The following is a 21,155-nucleotide window of genomic DNA, read 5'->3' on the forward strand; positions in this document are numbered from 1 at the left end:
CTAATACTATACTACCCATAAACTTTGGTCAGGAGTGTTAATGGCAGTAAATGCTTTCATGGCATCAGCATGTGTATCAAATACAAAAGCATAAAAAACAACTTCACCAAAAATACCAGTTGGACTAGTGTTCTGAACTACATGGTGAATAGGACCATTAAAAACTTGCCCGGAAGCTTTAGTATGTGGTGTTGATGTTCCAGGAGAAACTTTTGAAGATCTCAAGAGTTTAGATGGTATTTTATTACAAGTATGAGTCGTTCCATTTTTTTCAGTATAACTCGTCACATTCCATGATTTTACAGTGAATTTCATGTAAGATAATGTAGTTCGATTACTCAATTTTACACTAGTAGTAGGTACGATTTGAATCATTTTTCCATCACTAGAGCTATTCGGGGTGTAATATTTTCTAAGTAATCCTGTCGACCTATTACCTGAATTACAAGATTTAAAGCAGATATATAAAGGGTTTTGTGTTATAGGAGTTCCAGATACGGGTCTTATATCATAGCCATATGCCATTGAACCAGGAGAGTTTAAGAGAAACTGAATGACAGTGTTTTTTTCGCAAACCAAAACATTTTTCATAGCTCCCATACCTCTTATGTCTGGATTGGCTAACTTTACATTTGTAAGCATTAAAGGAGGCATTTTTCCTTTATTACTATTTCTGGCGCTTTGTTCTGTATTAAATCCTATTTGTACCCCTAATTTTCGATCCCAAAACCATGGGGTCCTAAATCCTAACATATCTGTGTTTATAGTAGCAGTTATATTTGTAAGGTAAACTTGATTAAGAAGTCCTGTAATAGCAGAAATTGGCAAAAAATTTTCATCACTAAGACTTACTATCATATCTGTATAATTGACGCTTGTGTCTTGATAGTTTAAAAAGCGATGATTGTTGGTAATAGAACTGCCAAGTGCTTTTCTAACATCTTTCAATAAAGTGTTGGGTTGAAAGGAATGTTGTAACCAATTCGTATAGCCTATATAAATTGTGTATTTGCTCATAAAATTAAAGTATAAAAAGACAGGTTATACTTTATAACCTGCCTCTTAAAGATTTGTAATTACCCCCAAGGATTAAAAAGGTCTTGAACAGACGTAGCGTAGTCTAGTAAGTTAACATAAGGTTGAACTTCTATAACACCCGGGTATGAGCTATATTTATCAAATAACTGAATTATTTTATTCATGTTAGGAACATTGCTAATTAAGGCTACAGAAGGTAGCATTTTATCAAAAGTTGCTACTCCCCAATAAATAGCTTTGTCTAAAGATTTAGCCCATTCATTAAAATCGTTTGAAGTACCAGCTCTTCCGCCTACTTGAGAAAAAGAGGTGATCTGAAATTTGTCAGACTTCGTTGTTTTTTCGGTGCTTCCTTGCGCGTGGTTGTATGATGCTCCGCCTCCAATACCATCAAAAGCAGCCTTAAAAGAACCTCCAAACTCTTGTTTATTGGTTTCTGACTCGCTGTACTCGGTTATAGTGGTGGTATCACTTGAAAAAAGAGCTCCTCCTAAATTAAATTGTTTTGGAACATAGTACCCGTATTCATTCAGTACTTCTAGTACAGCTTTACAAGCTTGAAAGTCATTATCCATATGATCGTGAAGCGCTTGGTCAATAGCTTGATTAAAATCATCTGAGCTTTGGAATTTTGATAAATCCATTTGAAGAGCTACCTTTCTAACTAAGTATTTTCCAGTGATATATTCTGTGACTTTACTACTTGAAGTTTCCTTGCTTTTTTCGTGTTTAAATTCAGCCTCTCCACCACCATAAGGAGTGTTCAGAGATACAGAACCACTATCAGTACTTGTTTCTTGTAACGAATGTGTAACTTTTGAGAAAGAATCGGTATATACAACTTCAGTTAATACTCTAGGGATTACAGCATCTGGAAATTGACCGTTTTTCCAAGAGAATATCTTTTTAAAAGATTTTTGAAACCCGCTTATAGGATCAAAAGTTAACCCATTAAAAATTTGAACATTGTTAAAAAGAGAGTTTTTTTCTGTGTCACTTAAATTCATATAGTGTTGTACACCATCTTTTGGGTCTAAAGGGTCAGAATGTTCGGGAGATCCTATGTTTACGGTATTACTACCATCTAATAATACGCTTAATGTGATTGTTTTTTCAGAAGAAACTAAAACCTTGCTTCCATGATTTAAAAAATAATCATCTTTATTCATAAAGTTATCAGCCTTGGGTGACTCTAAAGTTTTTCTTACCTGAGCTAGAGTGTCACTTACATCAAAAGGATATGAAATTGAAGTGGATCCTGATTTTTGAAATACAATTAATTTTGTTTCATTTTTTTTTGTTAAAGTCTTGGTTGTCATTTTTTTTGTTTTAAAAGTTAAAAAAAGAAATAAATAGAGGTATTAACTTCCCCAAACAGATGGGTTTATATCATTCATCTTTCCAAATACAGCTACAGCATCTTCATGAGATTTGAAAACAAAAATGTAGAAGATTACTTCTCCTATTATATTTTCTGGGGCTTGACTATCTTTTACATTGTAAATTGTACCGATGTTTTGGGTAGATTGTTGCCCTGAAGGCACTGTAGTTCCTGGTTCAATTGTGCCTCCAGGTACTACAGACTCATCTGCATTTACCAGTTTGTTGTAAGGGGTAATAGATCCTGTTCCTACATCAGTCTTAATAGATCTGGCCATTAAATTAGAAGGAGCTTTTTGTTGTTGTGGTACAGGCAAAGGAAGATTACAGTTGTAGGTTTTTCCTCCCGATTTATAGCTAGTAACTTTCCATGTTTTAATTGAAAACTTCATGTAATTAAGAGTCTTTCCTCCTAAATTAAGGCTCTCAGTGGCAACAACTTTGATAGTACTGTTGTTTTGACTTTCGTTTGTTGAAAAATAACGACGCAAACTACTACTACCATAATTCCCTCCGTTTGTAGGGCATGAGGTAAATGTTATGTACAGGTTTTCATTATTAATAGGAGCACCTGAAATAGGTTTAATCTTGTATCCATATCCAGCCGAGCCCCAAGAACTAATATTGAATTGAACAATACTATCTTTTTCACATACTACTACATTGTCCATAGTAACTCCAGGTAAATTAGGATTTGCTGTTTTTACGTTTGTTAACATAAATGGCTGGAATTTCCCTTTGTTAGCGGTTTGAGCTTCAGGGTCAATAGTGTTAAGAGTCATTTTGCAAGACATATACCTATCAAACCACCAATTAGTATTAAATCCAATAAGGTCTACTGCTTTCGTTTTATTTACATTAGTAAGATATGCCTGATCGTTTATTCCACTGATGGCATTCAGAGGGATATATTGTTCGGTTCCAATACCTACAACCATATCTTCATATTTAAGGCCTGAGTTTTGGTAATTGATAAAACGAAAATTGTTTGTGCTTTCAGAAGCAGTCATAAATCCCTTGGCTACCAATTCTTTTCTTATATCGTTTAATTTCGTGCTAGGGTCAAAGTCGTAAGAGACAGAATTAATGTCTCCTTTATAAAAATAAAAAGTTTTACTCATGATAATAAAGTTTTGAGGAGTTGATAAATCAAACCCGATTAGTTATACATTAAAGTTGAGTAAAAATTTTAATTATCTGTAATTAAATGTTTTAAGTGGTTTGTTTTTACTGATAAAAGGTGTAATGCTGATTATAAACGTAACACGAGAAAATGCTTTTTCAGAAGATGAGAAACAATTGTATAAATATGTGATAACACGATGTTCATTTCCTCGCTATGACGTTTCACATTTCCGTCATTCCGAACGACAAAGGAGGAGGAATCTCATGAGGCGAGTAACTCTCATGCTTAAGGTTTAGTAAAGCTAAATCCCATTAAATAGCGTAATTCTTATTCTGATTCTACAGAGGCATATGTTACATTTTCCAAACTGAAATTAAAAGGCTCAGAACCACCACCAGTCATTACAATATCAGCACTTTCAACCTTAAATAGATTTATTTCCGTGTTTATTTTTGAAACAATAGCTGAATTAAGAATTTCTCCCTCTTCAACTTCAGAAGCAACACCAATGTAAATTTTAGGATTAAATTTAAAAACAGCTTTTTGACCTGGAGCAATACTACTTTTAGTAGCTAATAACTTACCGTCTTTGTAACAATTAGCTCCAATGGAACCTTGTGTTAAGTTATTTTTTACTTCTACTTCATCCATATTAATCGCGAAATATTGGGATGGTTGTAATGTATATCCAGATGCTTTTTCAACCATTTCAAAAGCACTTCCATCATAAGCGTTTAATTGGGGAGTGTAGTTTCCGTAATTATCTTGAGCAGCAACTTGAAAGTTAGTAGGGTAATTGATAGGGTGACTTTCCTTATGACTTGGGTTTTTAATTACTTTCCATGCAGTATGACTTTCACCAAAATTGCTTGCAGCGTTCTTTTGGAAAATCACAACGCTACTATTATTGGCATCATTAGATCTGTTTATAAAGTTTAGTTTAATAGTATTACTCATAAAATTAATTTTTAAAGTTTGGTATGGAGTTGTTTAGTTATGTGAATTTAAGAAATAGAATACAAAAAAGATAAACGAATGTTATAAACGCATAATTTTTTGTGTTGAAGTGTGTGTTGGATGTCATCAATGATATTACCGTCATTCCGACCGTAGGGGAGAAACCGTAAGGTTCAACGAAGCTAAATCTCATTCAAAAGAGCAACTCTTGTGTTTAAGATTTCTCAGTCGTAACCTCCTTCGAAATGACATTATAGTAATCGTCATTGCGAGTGAAAGCGAAGCAATCTGTTTGTCGAGAGTGAGATAGTTACGTCGTTGTTACTCCTCGCTATGATGTTTCATATTTTCGTTATTCCGACTGTAGGGGAGAAACCGTAAGGTTCAGCGAAGCTAAATCTCACGAGGAGAGTAATCCTTACTCTTCAATAACCAACTTCACCCAAGTATCTTCCCATTTTTTACCCGCAATTCTATTACGATACGTTGTCAAATCAAAATTAGGAGTGGGCTTCACTACAAGGTTAAATAAATCATTCAAACCATAAGGAGCAATAAATGCTATCTGATTATCAGAGTTTAACTGAATAGCAATCGCAGTAGCTGTTTCAGGCCAGTAAGAAATAGCTTCGAGACAATTTTTATAAGGTGAATGACCATTTCGAATATGCATTCTTGCTTGATTTTTTACCGACCAATTCACAGTGGGATTAATAGCTTTGAGTTGTTTTTCAAGAGCTAATTCACGAGCCTTGGTAATATTGCTTTTATCAAAGTAAATAACATCAACATCGTTTAAAGAAGTTCTTTTACTATTGTGCTTGTAATCCCAAATCTTGTTCCTAACAAAACCAGCACCAATCCAACAATCAGGGAGGTGTAGGTTGCGAACGGTTTCAAGAATACGTAGCATCCAAGGGTCGTTTTCAATAATGGTTATGAATTCAGTGGTAAAATCTGCTTTCATAAAACTTATTGGTATTGAGGAATATCTCTTAAAAACATATAAGTTTCGTTCTCTTTATCGAGCATACAAAAAAAGTGTTGTAGTCCGTTGGTTACGATGAGGTAATCAGCATCGAGTTTTAAGTTATAACGTGCAATTTGATCAAAGGTATCTTGGGTAATTTTTATATGCGGAGCTTTACATTCCACAATAATATTCGGATGTCCGTCAGAAGCAAAAACCACAATATCGGTACGTTTTTTAAGGTTGTTGATAACCAATTGTTTTTCAATAGCGATTAATGAAACAGGATAGTTTTTTTCTTGAATTAACCACTGAACAAAATGCTGACGTACCCATTCCTCGGGAGTTAACACCATGTATTTTTTTCTCAAATTATCAAAAATAAGCGTCTTATTTTCGTTACTTTTGAGCTTGAATGTATAGCTAGGAAGGTTGAGCTTTTGCATAGATCAAAAGTAAGAAAATTATAAGTTATTTCTTCGTTGTTTACTGTGACAAAACATTATTGTCATCTCGAACTGAAGCAGCGCGGAATGTGAGAGATCTTAAACACGGGAGTTACTCCGTTGAATGAGATTTCTCAGTCGTAACCTCCTTCGAAATGAGATTATAGTAATCGTCATTGCGAGTGAAAGCGAAGCAGTCTGTTAGTCGAAAAAAGGTAGCCACGTCGTTATCACTTCTCGCTATGACGTTTCAGTTACCGTCATTGCGAACTATAGTGAAGCAATCTTTTTCTCGAAGAAACGAAGCCACTCCTCGCTACAACATTTAAAATAACAACACCAAAAGAAGGTAGAAGAAAGACACATGAACGAAATAAAATCTATCATATCCGATATCAAAGGAGGTAACATTAAACCTATTTATTTTTTAATGGGTGAAGAACCGTATTACATTGATAAAATTTCAGATTATATTGAAGACAATGTGTTAGATGAATCTGAAAAAGGATTCAATCAAGTAGTTATGTACGGTCGTGATGTGTCGATAGAGGAAATTGTGTCGTCAGCAAAGCGATTTCCGATGATGGCAGAGAAGCAGGTGATTATTGTTAAAGAAGCGCAAGATTTAAGTCGTACGATTGACAAAATAGAATCGTATGCTGCCAATCCACAACCGAGTACCGTATTGGTGTTTAATTACAAATACAAAAAGCTAGATAAACGTAAAAAGGCGTACAAAGCGATTGCCAAAAGCGGACTCATTTACGAGAGTAAAAAACTGTATGATAACCAAGTAGCTGATTGGATTCGTCAAGTGTTGAGCGGAAAAAAGTTTAATATCGAACCGAAAGCTTCTCAAATGTTGGTAGAGTTTTTAGGAACCGACCTTAGCAAGATTAGCAACGAATTAGATAAACTAACCTCAGTATTGCCTGCGGAAACCATTATTACCGACAAGCATATTGAAGAAAACATCGGGATTTCTAAGGACTTTAACAATTTTGAGTTGCGTAAAGCAGTAGGGCAGCGTGATGTGGTAAAAGCGAACAGAATTATCAATTATTTTGCGCAGAACCCAAAAAACAACCCGTTGGTAATGACCATTTCCTTACTAAATAGCTTTTTTACACAGCTGTTAATGTACCACGGATTAAAAGATAAATCGAAAGCTTCGGTTGCTAAAAACTTAGGAGTAAACCCGTATTTTGTGGACGACTATGTAAACGCAGCCCGTAATTACCCGATGCGAAAAGTATCGCAGATTATCGCTTTATTGCGTGATGCCGATGTAAAAAGCAAAGGAGTAGGAGCCAACCAAACTCATGCCGATATTTTAAAAGAATTACTATTTAAGATTTTGCATTAATGGTGTTGTGTATACCTCTTATTCTTGAAGAAGTAAAAAACGACGAGTAAAAATGTATTTTACAAACAAAATTCTAATGAAGAGGCAATTTAAACTTACACACACTCTCACTTTTCATAAGTAAACGTATCAAATGGATAACTGCTCGAATAAAAGGGCAAAAAAATACGCACTACTTAGTGGTTTTTTAAGTACATAAAATTGTATGTACAGGTACAAGCTGCGTACAAATAAAATTGGTTCTTCTTAAAAGACAGTATTTTACGGTAAAAAGCTTAAAAATCAATACATTGATTGTATGATTTTGGAGATATTTTATATCTTTAACTCAAAAAATTGTACCACCCCAAAAAAAAAATCTATGAACATAAAAGCAAAGCTTTTTGTATGTGGTGAGGAACGAGAATTGCTTACTACTAACTTAAATTACAACAGACTTACTGATTGGAACGGTAAACCTACTTCTGCCTTAATGGGAGGAACTATCTCAGTAACTTTTGAATCACGAATGTATGACGACTCTTTTACAGAGTGGATTAAAGCCGATAGAAAAGAAAACCCAAAAGTTGAATATCCTGCTAATTTATACCTATTAAGAGATGGTAAAATAGTCTTTTACAAAGACGAGTTTGATGGAGTAGAGCTATTCCAATACAACTTTCAAGATGGTGTACTTGTAAATTATTACGAAGCTTTTGACAACCAAAAAGGTATGTATGTTACGTTAACCATATCGCCTGCGATGCAAGACTATCGTTTTTTTAATAATAGTACAGATTGGAGAAGAAAAAGTCCTACTCGTTATATAAAACACTGGCAAGAAAGTTTTATACCCCCTATAAAAGAAACTCCTTATAAAGCGAAAGAAACCAATAAATCAGAAAAAAATCCTCAAATAATTAGTGGATGGTGGACTAAAAATAAAAATGACAGATTAAACCTAAAAAAAGCAAAATTAGGAGACACAGTTTATTTTCACATAGAAACTAAGAATATTAATGACGGTGAAGAGATAGACTGTAAGCTGTATGATTTAGATAAGTTTTTATGGGACTATTTATATCCTGATGACGATAAATTCAACAAAAAAGAAGTTCATAAAAAAGCTATCGTAAAAAATAATAAGGCGACTATTGAGCTTTTTCTTAACCAAAAATGGGAACAAAACCTTGTAGAAGATAGAGCTTACGATATTGAACTTTATTGGAGAGTTACTTATAAAAAGATAACTAAAAATTTACCTAATAGAGAAAGTATTTACCTTAATGTAGCTTTTACCGATCGAACACTGTTTTTTAAACCTTCTATTGCAGGGGGTAAATTACCACAACTTATTGCTAATGATGGAAGCCCTTTATTTTTAGCAGAACTTAAAGAAGCTACAATAGATGAAGTTGAGGACGTTGCTAAATCAAAAATTAAAAAGAAAGTTAAAAAGAAAGCTGAAAAACTTGTAAGTAGTGCTGTAGCAGGTTATAATAATGCTATTGAAAGTAAAGTAACTACCATTGCATTGGCGAAATTAGCCAAAGGTAATATGGTAGACACAAATGGTAAAATACATACTAAGTCTAGAAAAATTTACCAATACACCGAAGAAGTATTTAACAAAGAGGTAATTGTAAAAAGAGGTAGACGTTTTAATAATGGTATTGTAAAATCAGCAGCTAACCAAGCACATTATTTTGCAACTAATGGTACTAATGTAGAAATACTTAATACATTACGGATAAGACCACTAATGAGTGCCGAAGATGCATCTGAAACATTTAGTAAAATATTTAGCTTGGTTGATTTCTCTATGATGAGTTTAGAAGAAATAACGGATGCACCTTTAAATGTACCTGATTTTTTGTTAAAACGTTTTTTACCCAAAACACCCATAGTAGGTATTAGTTTATGGCTTGAGTTTTTAGGATATGTAGCTTTAGTTGAACATGAAAAGCAAGAAGCTATGGTTGACCAAATAATGCAAGAAAAACTTGAAAGAGCAAAAACAAAAGGATTAAATGCTTTAAGAACATTTTTACATGTTTATGAAACAGATTATAATTTGATTCCTATTTCAAGTAAAACTCTCTCAGCATTGTTATTAGGAGAATTTACAACTTTTGACGAACTTTTAGATTATGATGCAAATACTAGAGGTGCTAAAAAAATAGAACTTTTAATTAAAGAAGCAAAAAAAGACTACCTAAAAGAAAATCCTAGAGTTATCGAATCAATTTTATTTCAAAAATAAATCAAAATGAAAATATACTTATATATACTGTTATTAGCATGTATCTCTTGTAAAACTGTCAGTAAAATAGAAGTGGATAATTATCCTTCTAATAAACAGAAAGTTATTGCTTGGTATGATAAAGAGCAGAAAGATATTTGGGCTATTAGCTTTCCCTTTATTTTAAGTATAAATAATAAATCAGCTAATCAAAAGGAAGAGCTTACTTTTCATCAATATATCTATAAAAAACCTAGTGAAGGTGCTTTCGCTTTTTTGTATAAGGAGAATGATAATAAGGATTTAATAAAACTGAGTAGCACGCTCAAAAAAGAGATACTTCCAAAACAAAAAAAAGAGTATGTCGTTTACTCAAAACATCTTATCAATAACTTGACGGATTCTAATAAAATTCTTTCAGCCTTTCAAAACAAACACTTAAATAATGACTCAATACATTTGAGTAGCTTTAAAAGCTTCAAAAATAAACTACCTGAATTGACACGGAAATTATTATTAAATGATAGTATCTTTTTAAAGTTTACAAATTTTGATAAAACAACTTCTCCTCCTAAAAGAATTAAAGTACCTATTAAAATTAACTAATTAATGAAGTTAACTATTTACTTGTTTATAATCTTAACAACATTTACTTGTGCCAACCCTAAAAAAGATCTTGTAGTAAAACAATCTCAATCGGTTAATTTTCCTGTAATTTTTGGAACATACAAGTCAGAAATAGAAGAGATAGCTTATATTAAGTTACCTAATCAAATTGAATTAAAGAATACTTCTTATGTCAATTTAAACTTAAGTAGAATAACCTATGAATCAAACTATAAATCTTCTTATAGCCGCCCTCAAATGTATTTATATTCGGTAGAAGGAGGCTCTCTAAAGTCTGCTGGAAATTATAATAGAAAAATAATATTTGGTAAGAAAAGTCTTAATTACACCTATTATGTCAATTACATTATAGATACAAGTACTGTTACTCAACAATTATTAAGACCATTACTAGATAAAAAGAAAAACAAAGATACTATTCATATAAGCATTGTTGATTTCAAGAAAAACAATCAAGAACTATTTAACAAGCTAACTAGTAATGATACTATTTTTACTAGATTTTTTCTAAGACATGGAAGCAGAGAAGAAAAAATGACAGTTGTTAACCCTAGTACAGGAGAACCTCAAACCATTACATCAATAGAAAGTAAGCACGAACGTATTAAAGTACCTGTAAAGTGGTAATCAAGTATTATGAAAAAAAATAGCGTAAATATAATTTCATCCATCATAGCCAGTATTTATTCCACAATACTAATAATTAATATTATTAATTGTTCTAAAGCTCTTCAAAGTAAAAAAATTATAAATTCAGATAATGAAATGGCAATTTTTACACCTTTATTAATCCTTCTTTTTGTTTCTTTTATGGTACTATCTTTTTCTAAATGGAAAAAGGTAGTGGTTTATGTTGGTTTGGTAGGCTTTTTAAGTATGATACTTATGGGTTTATTTTATTACATTGATCGTAATTATACTTATAATCATGAATTTAGCTATACGATATTTAATTTTTTCGGTTGGTATAATCACAATTTAGAATATGATAAATACGACCACTTATATTTAGGAATGGGAGTTGTTATATATCCTGTTATTTTAGTTTTTTCTTACTTGTTAATTCATAGCACTCTTAAAAAGTTTATTAACAGAGTAAGTAATCGTTTTTCTATATATGAATTTTAATACCACGGATTAAAAGACAAATCAAAAGCTTCTGTAGCTAAAAACTTAGGAGTAAACCCTTATTTTGTGGACGACTACGTTAACGCAGCTCGTAACTACCCGATGCGTAAAGTATCACAAATTATAGCATTACTACGTGATGCTGATGTAAAAAGTAAAGGAGTAGGAGCCAACCAAACGCATGCTGATATTTTAAAAGAATTACTGTTTAAGATTTTGCATTAACGGTTTGTGTATGGTGCGTACCCCGAAGGGTATTCACTATACACCTTGTTATGCGCTTTTTATTTTAGTATTCACTAGAATTGTACAAGTTGTTATTGTTACCGAATCTATTATAAAGTAGGTTCCAAAAGCGAGAGGGCGCAAAATCCTTTAACCAAGTGCCGCCATCTCGTTTAATAAGAGTATGCTTTTTAGATCTTAAAAGATAACATTCTCTTTTGGCTCTACTAACACTTACATAGCATAGGCGATGAGCTTCTTGCATTTGCCTTGAACCTTCTTCAACTTTATATGTGTATGGAAATCGTCCTTCTTCCATTCCTAGCATGATCACCGCTTCAAACTCAAGTCCCTTTGCACTATGTCGCGTTGTAACTGTAACTTCGTTCTCTGGTTCACCCAAAAATGCAAACCTTCTTAAGGGAGAATCTTTTAGATTTCTATTTTGTGATTCATTCAAGAGGGCATCCAAATTGTCATTCTCGTCTGGATAACGATCTGAATTGTTCAATAAATCTTTCAAATCTAATTCTGAAAGAATAAACTCCAACCATTCTAATACTGTGGTTTTTGTTTTACTTTCTATCAGTATTCTATGAAAAAAGACTCGTTGGCGAATAGCTTCCCACAATGCTCGTTCATGTTCATGAACTTTAAGTTGTAATTGCCAAAATCTAAATAGTTCGTCAAAAGATTGAAGTTTACTATCTAAACACCATTGTGCACATTCTTGTAACCAGAAAACAACATCACTATTGACAAAATCCCACTTAACAATATAGAATGGAATATTATTGTCATTAAGGGAAGTTGCCATTTGAACAACGTCTTTTGAACAAGCAACCAAAATCCCTATTTCACTGTACGAAATTCCCTTTTCTTTCAACTTGGGAATTACCTTTTGAGCTACGATTTCATATTGTGGGCCCATTTCAGCCTCACAAATGATAAACGTGAATTCTGCCTCTTCGTCCACTCTTTTCTTAGCAGAATATTCTGGTCTAGGAGGGTTAATGGTTAACATATCAAGAGAACCTTCAATTATGTCTTGATTACTCCTATAGTTTGAAGTTAGCGGTATAGATTCAAAATCATCTTTACTGTCTAGCTCCTCTAAAAAGTCAGGATATGCACCATTAAATCCATAAATTGATTGATTCATATCTCCAACGGCAAAAATCTTTATATCGGTCAGTGCTTCAAGTTCTAATACCATTTCATGTAAAGCCTTTCCTAAGTCTTGATATTCATCAATCAGAAGCCATGGGAATTTGGCTTCTAATGATTGTTTTATATAATCTTGTTCACGTATCATTTGAGTAGAGATGTTAACCATGCTTATGAAATCAACGTGGCCAGATTCACTCAATTTCTTTTCATACAACTCTGCTGCTTCTACCTCAAAGGCATTGGTCTGAATTTCAACTTCACTAGTTCCTCTAAAGGAAAGCGACCTTTGTCTATTAAGGACAATTCTTGACAACTGATTAGTTTCAATTTTTAGTTCATCCAGAACACCAGTATATATTTCCCAAGTCAATTCATCAGAAGCTATTTTCATGGGGGCAGGTACATTGTATTGAGGAAAAAGGTGAGCAAACGGCTGTAAAATATGAATCAGACAAAATCCGTGCATTGTCCCAATAAAATCGTTCCCTCTTGAACGGTATCCATACTCTTTAAGTCTCTTTTTAAGTTCCCTAACCGTTTCTCGGCTATAGCTGATACAGGCTAAACCAGATGGATGATGAATATCGGACTGTAATAATCTAATCGCCTTTAAAGTCAGGACCCGTGTTTTTCCACTACCCGGTCCAGCGATTACAACAGTATTTCCTTTTGAATTATAAGCACTCCATTGACTTTCATCAGATTGAATGAGTTTTTGGTCGTTATAAAATTTCTCATTCATGAGTAGATGTTACTTTCTTTATTATCTCAGTAATCGCATTTTGGATGTAATCTGGTACTAAATCTAATGTTATGTGAGAAGCAAAACGCTGAGCAAATCTTCCTTTGCTTACATTTTTTTCTATTTTACTTAAAGCTGTCCAAAAATTGTTTGCATCCAATTCATCATCAAAATTCTTTTGTTGTTTTTCCCCGCCTGGTCTAACTTCTGAATAAACTGTTTTTAAAATTTCTTTGCCTTGTGCGCCTCCTTTTATCATTGTATCAATTTCAAGGGTATAGAATCCCACAAAACAACCTTTGTTTTTGTGTAGATTGAATTGGCTAGGAAAATTATCCAATTGAATTTCTGCTTCGGTTATAAGCCCCAATTCAACATTCATTTTATTCATCAATTCCAACCCTCTAAAATGTTGTGGTGTTCCTTCTTGCCAGATTTGGTGATAGTGACGTATCCGTTTTTCTTTATTATCTTCTGTTTTAATTTCTAAGTTGTAATAATCTCCATCTGTTATCAAACACCATGGAATTCCCAATGCTTCGAGTATCTGAACATAAGGTTTGAAATTTGTTGAATGTACATTACAAACTACAATTCCTAAATCATCCAAGTATGTTCCCGTTAACTCAGCAGTTCTCGGAACGATATACTCTTCAGTTATTCCCTCAACAAGAAGTACACCCTTTCCAAAATACATTTCTCCCCTTTTGGCATCAAGGTATCGTTCAATATCAGTTTTGTCCTTGGGATCAATTACAAGACTGGAAGTAGAGAAGACTTTAGTTTCTCCTTTCTCATGTCTACAATGCACCATTGTATCCAAAGGCGCAACGGCAGTTATATAAGGAGAGTGAGTGGTAAATATGACTGAGGTTTCGCTTTTATGTAGAACTTCTCTATAAATCAATCTTTGTAAAACTGGATGCAAATGTGCTTCAGGCTCTTCAACTGCTAAAATTGTTACTGAATGTAATTGGTGATTATGTTGATCGAAGAACTCGTACAGTTGCTTTTTTATCTCAGTATCAATATTGTCATTTTGGATGTAATTATTACCCTTTTCATTAACTGTATAATTTCCGGAGATTAACACCCCATTTTCCTTAGTTATCAAATCATCATAAGCCTCTTTCTTAAGAATTCGAGGGACAGTTTTATCCCTCAATAATAACATCATCATTGCTACATAAAGTATATTAGCCAATCCGAGACTCAATTCTGAAACTGGTCGTTCTTTGAGGCCCATATACACTTGCATTGTATAAAGCAACCTTTCTGTATCTATATCATAAGGTCGCAAGTTTATTTTGTTATCGTGTTGTAAACCTGCTAGCGTTTTGAACTTATCCTCGATGATGTTTTTAATATCCTTAATTTCATCTAATTCGAGAATGTCCTCAGCAGCCTCCTGCATAGCTTCAGAAATTTCATCCAACTCTTCTTGGTCAATATTATATTGTTTGACAAGTTTGAATAGAGGTGAACGCTTATTAGCACTCAGTTCCCTTTCAACATCTCGTAAAGCGCCAATTACTTTTATATTCAAAAAGTTTCGATCTTCACTTCTGAAAAACTTATCTTCTGTTGCTCCTTTATAAATCTGATATTGGTAGCTTAGGATTTCTCCGCCTTCGTCTCTTAATGGAAAGTACTTATATGTAAATCTCAGTGTTGGAGGTGTAGTGGATATAACAGCATCTTGAAATTGGGCTATCAATTGTCTATTGTGCTGATAATTTTGTATTTCTATAGCTATTTTGATTACCTCTCCATTTCCTATGGGATCCTCTATGCTATCGTGAAAATCACTTACATTTAACTCACGATCAAGATCAGATAGATTTCGGTCGAGGATTAACTGGATAGCTCTCAATAAATTTGTTTTACCTACATTATTCTCTCCAATAATCACTTGTTTATGGGTCAGGTTGACATCAATTTTTTTGAAATTCCTGAAATTTTCTATTTGAACTCTTGATATGTATGGGCTATTCATTGTTGTTTTTTATTGCGCATAACTTGTTTATATAGATGTATAATACATCGTTATAAAACCCTTTTAGTAGGTTTATACTTTTACGAACCTAAAAAAAGACAAGAACATATTCTTACGGAATCCCATAAGTCTAATTATTTAGGTAATAAAAGTAGTTTTAGCTATCATAAAAGCTTGCGTGGGTCGCTAATATCACGGCATGCTCCGAAGACACTACGGCACGGGTCGCTAATATCACGGCATGCTCCGAAGACACCACGGCATGCTCCGTTGACACCACGGCACGGGTCGCTGATATCACGGCTATAGATAAATTAATAACACACGTAAAAAAGCTGACAACGTTGCAAGCCGTAGCCTCAAATCCCAACAGATTTCATAAAAGCTCTCGGAGAAAACATTAAAAGAGCTTAAGAAAAAGCTATCAACCAATACTTAAAAGTAGAATTTTGTTAGTTGTAGTATGAGTTAGCAGCTGTAAACAGTATTGGTTTTTACCATTAAAGAACACTAGAAAGCGTCATCCCAACCGAAAAGAGGAATCTCATTAAAGTGAGTAACACCTATGGTTGAGATGTCTCATCACTCATACTTTATGCTATCAACATGACACCCTATTGATTTTAGTTAATTTATAAAACTCAGGATATACCAAAATTTTATCAAAGGTATACACCATTTTTGCTAATTTCGCCGCTTAAAATATTTTGTATGATTACGGTAGATCAATTAACGGTTGAGTTTAGTGGTAACGCCCTGTTTAGTGACGTTTCGTTTGTAATAAATGAAAACGATAAAATTGCCTTAATGGGTAAAAATGGTGCAGGAAAATCCACCATGATGAAAATTATTGCGGGAGTTTCTAAACCTACTAAAGGAGGCGTTCGTAGTCCGAAAGATACCGTAATCGCTTACTTACCGCAGCACTTGTTAATGGAAGATAACTGCACGGTAAAAGAAGAAGCATCCAAAGCATTTGCATCTATTTTTGCTATGAAAGCCGAAATGGACGACCTCAACAAACAGTTAGAAACCCGTACCGATTACGAATCGGATGATTATATGAAAATCATTGAGCGCGTATCAGATTTAGGGGAGAAGTACTACGCGTTAGAAGAAATAAATTACGAAGCTGAAGTAGAGAAAGCTTTAAAAGGGTTAGGGTTTAAACAAGAAGATTTTGAAAGAGCAACCTCAGAGTTTAGTGGAGGTTGGCGTATGCGTATAGAGCTGGCGAAAATCTTACTGCAAAAACCCGACTTAATTTTGTTAGATGAGCCTACCAACCACGTAGATATCGAATCGGTAATTTGGTTAGAAAACTTCTTATTAAACAAAGCCAAGGCAGTAGTAGTAATATCGCACGATAAAGCGTTTATAGATAATATTACCAACCGTACCATTGAGGTAACGATGGGAACTATTCACGATTACAAAGCCAACTATTCACATTATTTAGAGTTACGTAAAGAGCGTCGTGCACATCAGTTAAAAGCTTATCAAGAACAACAAAAGTTTATTGCCGATACCAAAGCATTTATCGAACGTTTTAAAGGAACCTATTCAAAAACGAATCAAGTAGCTTCGCGTGAACGAATGTTAGAAAAATTAGTCCCTGTAGAAATAGATGAGGTAGATACTTCAGCATTAAAACTACGTTTTCCACCGTCACCACGTTCGGGAGACTATCCTGTAAAAGTGGAAGGATTGACGAAGCAATACGGAGACTTAACAGTATTTAAAGATGCAAGTTTTTCCATAGCTCGTGGCGAAAAAGTATCGTTTGTAGGAAGAAACGGAGAAGGAAAATCGACCATGATTAAAGCAATTATGGGAGAAATTGATTTTGAAGGTGAATGTGGTTTAGGACACAACGCTAAAGTGGGATACTTTGCACAAAATCAAGCGTCGTTGTTAGATCCTGAATTAACAATTTTCCAAACTGTAGATGAGGTTGCCGAAGGAGACATCCGAACGCAAATCAAAAATATATTAGGACGTTTTATGTTCTCGGGCGATGATTTAGAAAAGAAGGTAAAAGTACTTTCTGGAGGAGAGAAAACCCGTTTAGCAATGGTAAAACTGTTGTTAGAACCTGTAAACGTGTTGATATTAGATGAGCCTACGAACCACTTAGATTTAAAATCAAAAGAGGTAATTAAAGAAGCCTTATTACACTTCGACGGAACGTTAATCTTAGTATCACACGACCGTGATTTCTTACAAGGACTATCTCAAAAAGTATTTGAGTTTAAAGACCAACGTGTCATAGAACACTTTGAAACGATTGATGCGTTTTTAGAGCGTAATAATATCAAAGCGTTAAAGGAAATTGATTTATAAAAAACGTCATTGCGAGTAGAACGAAGCAATCTGTTAGTCGATGGAGAGATTACTTCAGTCGTAACCTCCTTCGTAATGACGTTCGGTAAGTGTCATTTCGAGTGGTAACGAGAAACCTAAGGTTCAGCGGAGCTAAATCTCACGAGATGAGTAACTCCTATTGTTGAGATTTCTCGTCGCTCATAAAATCGCTCTGTCGAAATGACGTCTAAGTTATCGTCATTGCGAGAGGAACGAAGCAATCTGTTAGTCGATGGAGGGATTACTTCAGTCGTAACCTCCTTCGTAATGACGAGTATAGGGGGTGGTTAGTTTACTCCGCAACACTTTTTATACTTCACACCGCTATCACAAGGACAAGGATCGTTTCTGGAAATATCCAAACGTTTTAAGTGTAAGTTCATGTCGTCCATATCTTGTTTAAAGATTTGTTCTAGCAACGCATAAAGTTCAGGATGCTTTCTAGCTAATAATTTCGGACGCTCAAAAAAGTATTCGCTAGCTACTGAGAAAAATTCCGCTTTGTTAGTTCCGCCATACGGATTGATATCGGAAGTATCGTTGTAAATTTCTTCAATCTTTTTGTTGATTAAATCTACCCAGGGAATGCTGTATTGTTTTTCTAATAATACATGCGGAACTCCGTCAATATTTCCATCTAACTTGTCAATTAAGTGCACAAACTCATGGATAGCAGTATTCTTTTTGTCAGTTTCATTTTCAAAACCTAGGTGTAAAGCAGGTTTCGATAAAACCATTTTTCCTTCTAAATACCCGTTACCTACCATTCCTAAAATTCTTCGGTTGTCTCCTTCGGTTTCAAAATGTTCGTTAAACATAGCAGGATATAAAATGATTTCTTTGATGTTAGGATAGCGCCATTCAGGAAAATTAAAAATAGGAATTACAGCACTAGAAGCTATTAGTAGTTTGTCCGTGATCGTAACAGTAACATCAACACCAATAACCTCGTGATTTAATAGGAATTCAAAAACTTTAAACTCAAACAATTCTTTTTCATCAGAAGTGAGCGCATTGTAAAAAGCAACTTTTTTAGTTAAAATAACTTTCCACTTATTTGGAAAAGGAGTTGTAGGTTGTTTCCATTTAGTTGTTGAGGTGCTTTTTTTGAATACAAGAAAAATACCTACGAGTATAATTATAGATAAATAAGTCATTTAAAATAGCGTTGCGACTACTAGTAATTTTTTTCAAATATATAAAAATAGGGTAGAGTGGAAACGTCATTTCGAATGGAATGAAGCAATCTGTATATCGTGTACCGATAAAAAGATAGCCACGTCGTTCATTTCGACTTCGCTCAATGAGCCTCCTCGCTATGACGTCTCGATTATCGTCATTCCGAACGGATGTGAGAAACCGTAAGGTTCAGCGGAGCTAAATCTCACGAGATGAGTAACTCCCATTGTAGAGATTTCTCGTCGCTCATAAAATCGCTCTGTCGAAATGACGTCTAAGTTATCGTCATTGCGAGTGGAACGAAGCAATCTGTTTATTGTGTACCGATAAAAAGATAGCCACGTCGTTCATTTCGACTTCGCTCAATGAGCTTCCTCGCTATGACGTCTCGATTATCGTCATTCCGAACGGATGTGAGGAATCTCATGAAGTGAGTAACTCCTATTATTAAGACCTCTCACATTCCGCGTTGCTTCAGTTCGAGATGACAGAATGATTCGTCATTGCGAGTGAAACGAAGCAATCTGTATATCGTGTACTTGAGAAAAAGATAGCCACGTCATTTATTTCGACTTCGCTCAATGAGTTTCCTCGCTATGACGATGGTTATTATTTTACCATAGGTTTATAAACATCACAGTTTTCATAAATCACCCAAAGGTTAATTGCAAATAAAACTAAGGCAATAGGAAGTCCGGAAGGAGCTTGAAAAATGTGTGTAAGCATGATGCCAATCATTATAGGAAAGATAACAACAGCTCCTAAGGCTCTAGTTTTTGGAATGATGAATAGGATTCCTCCTATAATTTCCACAATTCCAACCAAAGGCATTAACCAGCCAATTTCCATCATGGCAGTCATGGCGCTCATCATTTTTTCAGGTAAGTCTTCAGGCATTGGCATGTAGTTAAAGAATTTGTTTAATCCTGAATTGATAAACATTAATCCGAATAGTAGGCTTAGTGCTAATAAAAATTTTTGTTTCATAATGGTTAGTTTGGGGTTAGTAGTTTGTTTTTTAGTTCTTTAAATATATGAAAATATAAGATTGATAACAAAATGAAGGTGAGTAACTTGCATTGTTGAGATTTCTCGTCACTCATAAAATCGCTCTGTCGAAATGACGTCTAGGTTATCGTCATTGCGAGTAGAACGAAGCAATCTGCTAATCGATGTAGAGATTACTTCAGTCGTACCTCTTTCGTAATGACGTTTGATAACTGTCATTCCGACCAGAGGGAGGAACCTTATAAGGTATAGTAATTTCTATTGTTAAGATCTCTCACATTCCGCGTTGCTCCAGTTCGAGATGACGGTATGTCTCGTCATTGCGAGTAGAACGAAGCAATCTGCTAATCGATGGAGAGATTACTTCAGTCGTACCTCCTTCGTAATGACGTTTGATAACTGTCATTCCGACCAGAGGGAGGAATCTTATAAGGTATAGTTATTTCTATTGTTAAGATCTCTCACATTCCGCGTTGCTCCAGTTCGAGATGACTGTATATTTCGTCATTGCGAGTGAAACGAAGCAATCTTTCAGTCGACGGAGAGATTACTTCAGTCGTAACCTCCTTCGTAATGACGTTAGGTAAATGTCATTCCAAACGGATGTGAGAAACCGTAAGATTCAGCGGAGCTAAATCTCATGAAGTGAGTAACTCTTAAATATCAAATGTTAATCAGGTTTCTGATTTATGTTGTTTTTATGGTTTTTGGTATTTTATTGATGACTGAATAATTAAAGAGGTGTGGTTATGTTAAAAAGTTAAATTTTATATTATTTATTTAAAATATTTGCAATTGGTTTTTTTAATAGATACATTGGCAATGAGATTTTAGTTCTATAACTTACATCTTATTTTATAAAGTAGTAACCTTTAATTCCCCAATAATATGACTACAAAAACAGGTTTTATAACTGTAGCAAAAGAACAAATCAAGTTCTTAAAATTTCCAAAAGAAGAAGTGTTGAGTAAGAAGAAAGCAATGGTAAATCGTTTTTTAGATTTACAGCGGGCTTTGTCTCTAGGAAATTTAGAAAGAGAAAAGGTAAAAATATTTTTTATGGATGTGGATGGTTTAAAGAGAGTAGAAACAACCGTTTGGGGTATTACTGATGCCTCGGTAATTTTAAAAGAATCTACCATCATTCCACTAGAAAGAATTGTAAAAGTAGCATAAAAAAAGCCCTCGAAATTTCGAGGGCTTTTTTGTTGT

17 protein-coding genes and 1 pseudogene are annotated in these 21,155 nt (G+C 34.1%); 8 read left to right on the forward strand and 10 right to left on the reverse strand.

Annotated features, from left to right (window positions below):
* Positions 1 to 6: 6 nt before the first annotated feature.
* The 6 genes from ACKTTR_RS05125 to ACKTTR_RS05150 all read right to left on the reverse strand — a co-directional run bounded on the left by ACKTTR_RS05125 (position 7) and on the right by ACKTTR_RS05150 (position 5,917).
* Positions 7 to 1,017, reverse strand: a complete 1,011-nt coding sequence (locus tag ACKTTR_RS05125) for a hypothetical protein (protein ID WP_408026808.1) — start codon at positions 1,015 to 1,017, stop codon at positions 7 to 9.
* Between the two features lie 59 nt (positions 1,018 to 1,076).
* Positions 1,077 to 2,357 (reverse strand): MAC/perforin domain-containing protein, encoded by a 1,281-nt coding sequence (locus ACKTTR_RS05130; protein WP_408026809.1) that lies wholly within the window; start codon positions 2,355 to 2,357, stop codon positions 1,077 to 1,079.
* A gap of 42 nt (positions 2,358 to 2,399) precedes the next feature.
* A complete protein-coding gene (locus tag ACKTTR_RS05135; protein WP_408026810.1) occupies positions 2,400 to 3,539 on the reverse strand; it encodes a hypothetical protein in 1,140 nt (379 codons plus the stop codon).
* A 332-nt stretch (positions 3,540 to 3,871) separates the two neighbouring features.
* The gene (locus ACKTTR_RS05140; protein WP_408026811.1) at positions 3,872 to 4,501 is read right to left on the reverse strand and encodes a hypothetical protein; all 630 of its coding nucleotides are present in this window, start codon (positions 4,499 to 4,501) and stop codon (positions 3,872 to 3,874) included.
* Between the two features lie 418 nt (positions 4,502 to 4,919).
* Positions 4,920 to 5,468: a nucleotidyltransferase family protein gene (locus ACKTTR_RS05145; RefSeq protein WP_408026812.1), complete on the reverse strand. Its 549-nt coding sequence runs from the start codon at positions 5,466 to 5,468 to the stop codon at positions 4,920 to 4,922.
* 5 nt (positions 5,469 to 5,473) lie between these two features.
* Positions 5,474 to 5,917, reverse strand: a complete 444-nt coding sequence (locus tag ACKTTR_RS05150; protein ID WP_408026813.1) for a type I restriction enzyme HsdR N-terminal domain-containing protein — start codon at positions 5,915 to 5,917, stop codon at positions 5,474 to 5,476.
* Positions 5,918 to 6,281: 364 nt separating this feature from the next.
* Here ACKTTR_RS05150 and holA point away from each other — a divergent pair, with 364 nt between their 5' ends.
* The 6 genes and pseudogenes from holA to ACKTTR_RS05180 form a co-directional block, all read left to right on the forward strand.
* The gene (gene holA / locus ACKTTR_RS05155) at positions 6,282 to 7,283 is read left to right on the forward strand and encodes a DNA polymerase III subunit delta (protein WP_408026814.1); all 1,002 of its coding nucleotides are present in this window, start codon (positions 6,282 to 6,284) and stop codon (positions 7,281 to 7,283) included.
* 361 nt (positions 7,284 to 7,644) lie between these two features.
* Positions 7,645 to 9,525 carry a type VI secretion system tube protein TssD gene (gene tssD / locus ACKTTR_RS05160; protein WP_408026815.1) on the forward strand — a complete coding sequence of 627 codons (1,881 nt, stop codon included), beginning with the start codon at positions 7,645 to 7,647 and terminating at the stop codon, positions 9,523 to 9,525.
* 6 nt (positions 9,526 to 9,531) lie between these two features.
* The gene (locus ACKTTR_RS05165; RefSeq protein ID WP_408026816.1) at positions 9,532 to 10,110 is read left to right on the forward strand and encodes a hypothetical protein; all 579 of its coding nucleotides are present in this window, start codon (positions 9,532 to 9,534) and stop codon (positions 10,108 to 10,110) included.
* A gap of 3 nt (positions 10,111 to 10,113) precedes the next feature.
* Entirely contained in the window at positions 10,114 to 10,758 is a 645-nt protein-coding gene (locus ACKTTR_RS05170; protein WP_408026817.1) for a hypothetical protein, read from the forward strand.
* Between the two features lie 138 nt (positions 10,759 to 10,896).
* A complete protein-coding gene (locus ACKTTR_RS05175; protein WP_408026818.1) occupies positions 10,897 to 11,259 on the forward strand; it encodes a hypothetical protein in 363 nt (120 codons plus the stop codon).
* A pseudogene (locus tag ACKTTR_RS05180) lies at positions 11,260 to 11,484 on the forward strand (DNA polymerase III subunit delta); the annotation flags it as partial. It abuts the gene before it with no gap.
* 64 nt (positions 11,485 to 11,548) lie between these two features.
* Here the strand turns inward: ACKTTR_RS05180 and ACKTTR_RS05185 are convergent.
* Entirely contained in the window at positions 11,549 to 13,396 is a 1,848-nt protein-coding gene (locus ACKTTR_RS05185) for a UvrD-helicase domain-containing protein (protein WP_408026819.1), read from the reverse strand.
* Positions 13,389 to 15,392: an ATP-dependent nuclease gene (locus tag ACKTTR_RS05190; protein ID WP_408026820.1), complete on the reverse strand. Its 2,004-nt coding sequence runs from the start codon at positions 15,390 to 15,392 to the stop codon at positions 13,389 to 13,391. Before ACKTTR_RS05190 ends, ACKTTR_RS05185 begins: the two co-directional genes overlap by 8 nt.
* 711 nt (positions 15,393 to 16,103) lie before the next feature.
* Between ACKTTR_RS05190 and ACKTTR_RS05195 the strand changes: the two genes are divergently transcribed.
* Complete coding sequence (locus tag ACKTTR_RS05195; RefSeq protein WP_408026821.1) at positions 16,104 to 17,735, forward strand: ABC-F family ATP-binding cassette domain-containing protein; 1,632 nt, start codon at positions 16,104 to 16,106, stop codon at positions 17,733 to 17,735.
* 308 nt (positions 17,736 to 18,043) lie between these two features.
* On the opposite strand, the gene ACKTTR_RS05200 is transcribed toward ACKTTR_RS05195, so the two are convergent.
* Both ACKTTR_RS05200 and ACKTTR_RS05205 read right to left on the reverse strand, forming a co-directional pair.
* Positions 18,044 to 18,913, reverse strand: coding sequence for a zinc-dependent peptidase (locus ACKTTR_RS05200; RefSeq protein WP_408026822.1), 870 nt, complete (start codon positions 18,911 to 18,913; stop codon positions 18,044 to 18,046).
* 631 nt (positions 18,914 to 19,544) lie between these two features.
* A complete protein-coding gene (locus tag ACKTTR_RS05205) occupies positions 19,545 to 19,922 on the reverse strand; it encodes a DoxX family protein (protein ID WP_408026823.1) in 378 nt (125 codons plus the stop codon).
* A gap of 909 nt (positions 19,923 to 20,831) precedes the next feature.
* Here ACKTTR_RS05205 and ACKTTR_RS05210 point away from each other — a divergent pair.
* On the forward strand, positions 20,832 to 21,119 hold the full coding sequence (locus ACKTTR_RS05210) for a hypothetical protein (protein ID WP_408026824.1): 288 nt from the start codon (positions 20,832 to 20,834) through the stop codon (positions 21,117 to 21,119).
* Positions 21,120 to 21,155: the final 36 nt, after the last annotated feature.

The organism is Tenacibaculum litoreum (genome assembly GCF_964513915.1).
Classification (GTDB): domain Bacteria; phylum Bacteroidota; class Bacteroidia; order Flavobacteriales; family Flavobacteriaceae; genus Polaribacter; species Polaribacter litoreum.